Source organism: Armatimonas sp., assembly GCF_043760365.1.
Lineage (GTDB): Bacteria > Armatimonadota > Armatimonadia > Armatimonadales > Armatimonadaceae > Armatimonas.
Map to the genome: position 1 here is coordinate 1 of NZ_JAYUPA010000330.1, position 5274 is coordinate 5274.

Below are 5274 nucleotides of genomic sequence, written 5' to 3' on the forward strand. Positions count from 1 at the left end.
TTCCCATCCGCACTGGTGACATAAGCATTCCCGTTCTTGCCTACGACTACTTGCCGCGCTGCAAAGCCCTTAGCAACTACACTCTCTTTTCCTGTCGCAAAACTTCGAGTCAAAACTCGTTTCTTACTTTCCTGAGTGACAAAAAGACGACCATCGGCAGAGTTTGCAAGTCCCGTGTTTCCATCAGCCAGTGCCTGATAGTTACCACGAGTCTCTACAGTCAAAGCACTCGCAAATGGAATGCTTTTAATCGCTTCCCACCCATCGGCGGCGGTGACAATCTTGGTGATGGGCTGTGGAGTATCCGTGGCGACGCCGATGGGGGCGGGCCAGCCTTTCCAGACAAAGCGCAGGGCATCGGGGAAGAGTGCGGTGGACTGGACACCGTCGTGCTGGCCCTCGCCCCAGGTCATCAGCGCCTCGTAGCGGGCGAACTTGAGGCCCGCCGCGAGATCCGTGTTGCCAATGGGCCAGCTCCCCGAGTAAATATCCTGGTCAAACTTGCCATCTTGTTGAAAAACCCGAATCGGCTTGGGCTCGAACTTGCGCACCAGAGCGCCGTAATTGGTCGCGCCACGCAAGTCCGTATACGAGCCGATAAAGCTAATCACACGCCGAAACGCATCGGGGCGGAAAAACGCCGCCGTGAACGCGGCGATCCCGCCCGACGAGCCGCCCGCAATGGCGTGGTCGTTGGGGTCCTTGGAGAGATTGTATTTTTTACCGACCTCGGGGAGCACTTCGTCAATCAGAAACTTGGCATAACGATCCGTGGGCGAGTCGTACTCGTAGCTGCGGTTGTAGCGGGGAAGTGCGCTGGGGCTGGTCGGCGGGACGACACCGGGGGTGATGAAAATCCCGATAGTCACTGGAATCTCGCCCTTGGCAATTAAGTTATCCAGAACCGTCGTGTCACGAAAGCCGCCGCCGTCCTGCATGACGAGAACACAGGCGGGTTTCTGCGGGTCGTACTGGGCGGGAATATAGAGCCGCATGTCCCGAACCGTGCCAGGGAACCACTTGGTGCTGGTGAACTTACTGCTCTCCGAGCGGCCCTTGGGGACACCGTCCTGCGGCTGTGAGTCCGGCGTGAGCGGGTAGATATTCTGAGCGTGGGCAACAACGGGCGTGGCGCAGAGTGCGGCCAGGGTGAGAAGTGAGAAAGCAAGAGTGCGCATGACGGCTGTTTCGCCATGAACACGCAAATTCCTCCCCCTATGGCTCGCTAGCCACGGCACAGTCAGAGGGAATTCGGTGGGATATGGTGAAAATTGTGGGCATGGAAATGACTCTAGCGATGCGCCGAGCGCGCACTGCCGCCGCCTGGGGCGACACCGACGACGTAGTTGTGGTTCATGCGGGCGGGCTGATCGGGCGCCCGGGTGGGCAGGATCAGTGCTACCCCTTTCGTGTCCACCCGCACTTCCGCTGGCTGACGGGCCTCTCTGTTCGCGATGCCGTGCTGGCCTTTGACCCGGATGACGGTGCGAGCGGCGGCTGGACGGAGTTCTTCCCCAGTGTCACTGCCCTGGACACGGTCTGGGAGGGCCTGCTCCCGCTGGGCCGTGGGCGTGCGCTGAGCGAGCTGCCCGGCTGGCTGGAGGCGCGGCGCGGCAGGACGATTACGCACCTTGGGGCGGGCTATGACGCCACCCAGAGTCCACTGGAGCAGAAAATCCTGGAAGCGCGACGGCCCAAGGACGAGGCAGAGCTAATTCTCCTGCACCGCGCTGTTGTTGCGACGGCGGCGGGTTTTGCGGCAGCGCGCACCGCCCTCCGAGAAGGTCTAACCGAGCGGGAGCTCCAAATCGAGATCGAGACCGCGTTCGCACGCAGCGGCGCGACCGGCGTCGCCTACGACACCATTGTCGGTTTTGGCCCTACCTCAGCGATCTTTCACGCGGAGCCGGGCAGCCGCGCACTTGCCGTCGGCGAGCAGGTTCTCATTGATGCAGGAGCGGAAGTGGACGGCTACTGCGCCGATGTTACCCGCACGCTCCCCGGCCCCGGCGGCTTCACCACTCAACAAGCGGAGCTTATGGCTTTACTGGGTGGCGTCGAGCGGGCCTGCTGCCTGGCGTGCCGTCCGGGAGTCGAGTGGCACGAGATCCACCGCATCGCAGCACGCGGCATCGCGCAAGGGCTCCGAGACTTCGGGATTCTGCGCTGCTCCGCCGAGGAAGCCCTGGATACCGAGGCCATTGCCCTCTTCTTCCCGCACGGTGTCGGGCATCTTGTGGGCCTGGGCGTGCGCGATGCGAGTGGCGTCGGGCCGGGGCGCGGCGAGAAACGGCGCTACTGCGGGGTCACGCCGCGCTGCGATCTCAAGCTGGAGCCGGGCTTTCTCGCCACTGTTGAGCCGGGAATCTACTTCATCCCCGCGCTCCTCAACGACCCGAAAAATCGCGAAAAATATGCCACACAGGTAGATTGGGAAACCCTAGGCCGCTGGCTCGTTCCGGGTGGATTCCGGATTGAGGACGATATTCGGGTCACCGATGGCGAGCCGATCAATCTGACGGCGGAGATTCCGCACTGAAGGGGGGGGGTTGAGACAGACAACGTTTAGGGTTCACCCTCCACTGGGAACACTACTAGTAGCTTGTAAGACTTAGTTAAACAGAGGTGCTTACAATGAAAACTGAGGAACAAAGAAATGATGCGTAAGAGTTTTGTCATGCCCCTTCTGGGGCTAGTTGCCATGAGTGGCTGTGCTGGCAGTAATGTCTTCCCTCTGGAGTTTGAAGGAACATCTAAAGCAGTAGGAGGGGGACGAGCGCTGACCTATATCAGCCTTGGCGCGGACAACAAGCCCAGTGCCATTGCGGTTCGCTTGACCGACGGTGCAATGAACGGTTTGGCAACAGTGGCACCGTTCGGTGTGGAGTATGTACTGGACATCGCCGTGGCGGGAAAAGATGCCGGACTGCCCTTCGACCATGTCGGGTTCAACTGGAACCCTGGTGGCCACGAGCCTCCAGGAATATACGATGTGCCGCACTTCGATATTCACTTCTACACGATTAGCCAGGCGGAGCGCGCGGCGATTGTGCCCGGCCCCACGGCAACCGCCACCGCCGCCGCACCCGCGGCAAGCGCCATGCCTGCGGGCTACTTCCCACCACCAGGTGCGTTGGCGAACTCGCTAGTCCCGAACATGGGAGTCCACTACTCGTCCCCATCCACCTCACCCGAGCTCACGGGAGGGACGTTCACCAGCACTCTGATCTACGGCTTTGCCAATGCCAAGCTGGCCTTTGTCGAGCCGATGATCACGCGTGCTTTTTTTCTGAGCAAGACCAACGTCTCGGGGGCGATCCCTGTCCCTGCCACAGTGGCAAAGCCGGGCTATTACCCCTCCCGCTGGAGTATCAAGCACGGCACCGATGGCTCGATTGACATCATCCTCGATCAGTTCGTCCAGCGCTAAAACTCCGAGTGCTCCCCTTCCCGCAGCCACCAGAGCTCGGTGCCTGCGGGAAGGGCACCGGGGGCGAAGGGGTAGGAAATGGTCAGGTGCACGGAGTCGGTCAGGCTTACCAGTGCAGTGCCGTCTTGAAGTCGTCGGGCAGGAATCCCAAAGGCCAGTAGCTCGGAGGTCAGGGTTGTTCCGCTGGGAAACCGCAGCTCCAGAAGCTCGCCCGGCTTGAGCCGCTTTAGCTCAGGCCGGAAGTCCAGCTCCTCCATCGCCAGTCCGGGCAAAAGATACAGTCCCAGCTCGTCTCGCTGGCACTCTGCAATGGTCAGCACAAAGATCATTGCTGCTATTGTAGCCCAAATTAAATCGTCGCTTCACAGCCACAGGCGAACATGAGCATAACCGGCGAGACATAGGTTTCCTCGGGCTGCCCCGGGCGAAAATGCGTGACGGTACTGGTCACCATATCCAGCGTGACGACATCTCGAATCCCCTGACTGAGATAGAACGGCACCCCCACTTTGAGGTCTTTGTCCTCGTAGCGTTTGCTGATAATCTCGATGATCGCCTCCGGGAGAAGTGTCACCGCACCGTCTTGCTCGTCTTCGTCAGGCTCGCGGCAGAAGATCGCAATATCTGGGCGCTTGATCGAGTCATCCGGAAACTTAACGTAGGCACCGGAGATGTGTGGGCCGGGGGCATTCTTTAGATTCTGGCGAATGTGGTAGATGCGATCCTGGTGCTTGTAGGAAGGAAACGCCTCCCAGGTCGTCAGCCCTCCAGCCATCTCCAGCTTGACCCCAGACAGCTCCTCCACTTGTTGTGCCAGTTCAAAGAAGTCCATGCCCTATTTTATCGCGAACCTATGCCGTGCTATAATCCCTAACAAATTGGGTGGTATTGCGATCTATGTTCCGTCTGTTTTTTCTTTCTGCCTCCATGCTCTACATCGGCCTCATGTCTTTGTTTGTTGAGACTTCCCATACTGTTGTAGAAGATCGCCATATTTTTGTCTACAACGGACTCGCAACGTTTCTTGGGATTGGCTTCAATACTATCCCCCTTCACGCAGCATGGTATCTGCTTCGAGTGAAGAAAGACCGGACAGGGGCGGGGATCATGCTGATGGTCATTCCTCTATTTGTATTTTTGATTCTCCCGCAGTATTTCCTGGAGCGCGTCGAGGTAAGTGCAACGCAGCTAAAACATCGCCGCGAACCGCCTCACACACGCTTCAATGCCGACATTGCTTTTACGGATGTTTTGTCAGGCATCGAACTCCACTACCAAAATGGCAAGCGAGGGTATAGATTATTTCTCAAAAATGGACGAACACTAGAGCTTCCGGCTAACACAGTTCTCACGGCAGCAGCAGACACAGTGACAGCACAACTTCAAGCGCATCACATCCCAATGACCAAGGAGGTCGTGCGCCAAGAGGAGAATTAACGATCTCCTTCGCGACTTTCAGAAGAAGCCTATTGTAGCCTGATACAATCAAGACTGATGGAAGACACGATTTTTGGTAAGATCGCACGGGGGGAGATCGCCGTTGAGCGCCTCTACGAAGACGAGTGGGTTGTCGCGTTTCCGGATCTGAGCCCCCAAGCGCCAGTGCATGTGCTGGTGATTCCCAAGAAACCCGTCAAAAATATTTTAGAGCTTGGCCCGGAAGACCGCGAGATGGCGGGAAGCCTCTTGCTGGCCTGTGCCGCCGTGGCGCGCAAGCTTGGTATTGATGCCAGCGGCGTACGGGTTGTTTTGAACGCGGGCACCGATGCCGGGCAAACGGTCTGGCATCTTCACGCCCATGTGCTGGGCGGCAGGCCGCTGAGCTGGCCTCCGGGTTAGGAAGT

Annotated in this window: 7 protein-coding genes; 4 read left to right on the plus strand and 3 right to left on the minus strand. The window is 58.7% G+C overall.

All coding sequences use genetic code 11. From position 1 onward, the window contains the following. A partial coding sequence (locus ACH2EH_RS08050; RefSeq protein WP_395140599.1) for an alpha/beta hydrolase-fold protein occupies positions 1-1178 on the minus strand: 1178 nt, incomplete at its 3' end. Positions 1179-1279: 101 nt separating this feature from the next. Between ACH2EH_RS08050 and ACH2EH_RS08055 the strand changes: the two genes are divergently transcribed. Then, positions 1280-2539, plus strand: a complete 1260-nt coding sequence (locus ACH2EH_RS08055; RefSeq protein ID WP_395140601.1) for an aminopeptidase P N-terminal domain-containing protein — start codon at positions 1280-1282, stop codon at positions 2537-2539. 117 nt (positions 2540-2656) lie between these two features. Then, a complete protein-coding gene (locus ACH2EH_RS08060; protein WP_395140603.1) occupies positions 2657-3430 on the plus strand; it encodes a hypothetical protein in 774 nt (257 codons plus the stop codon). On the opposite strand, the gene ACH2EH_RS08065 is transcribed toward ACH2EH_RS08060, so the two are convergent. Further along, the gene (locus ACH2EH_RS08065; RefSeq protein ID WP_395140605.1) at positions 3427-3759 is read right to left on the minus strand and encodes a hypothetical protein; all 333 of its coding nucleotides are present in this window, start codon (positions 3757-3759) and stop codon (positions 3427-3429) included. The two genes, ACH2EH_RS08060 and ACH2EH_RS08065, sit on opposite strands and share 4 nt — an antisense overlap. 20 nt (positions 3760-3779) lie before the next feature. Further along, on the minus strand, positions 3780-4262 hold the full coding sequence (locus tag ACH2EH_RS08070) for a Uma2 family endonuclease (protein ID WP_309691688.1): 483 nt from the start codon (positions 4260-4262) through the stop codon (positions 3780-3782). 65 nt (positions 4263-4327) lie between these two features. Between ACH2EH_RS08070 and ACH2EH_RS08075 the strand changes: the two genes are divergently transcribed. Together ACH2EH_RS08075 and ACH2EH_RS08080 are read left to right on the plus strand one after the other, a co-directional pair. After that, complete coding sequence (locus ACH2EH_RS08075) at positions 4328-4867, plus strand: hypothetical protein (RefSeq protein ID WP_395140607.1); 540 nt, start codon at positions 4328-4330, stop codon at positions 4865-4867. Between the two features lie 57 nt (positions 4868-4924). Continuing rightward, positions 4925-5269, plus strand: coding sequence for a histidine triad nucleotide-binding protein (locus ACH2EH_RS08080; protein WP_395140609.1), 345 nt, complete (start codon positions 4925-4927; stop codon positions 5267-5269). The last annotated feature ends 5 nt before the right edge of the window (positions 5270-5274 follow it).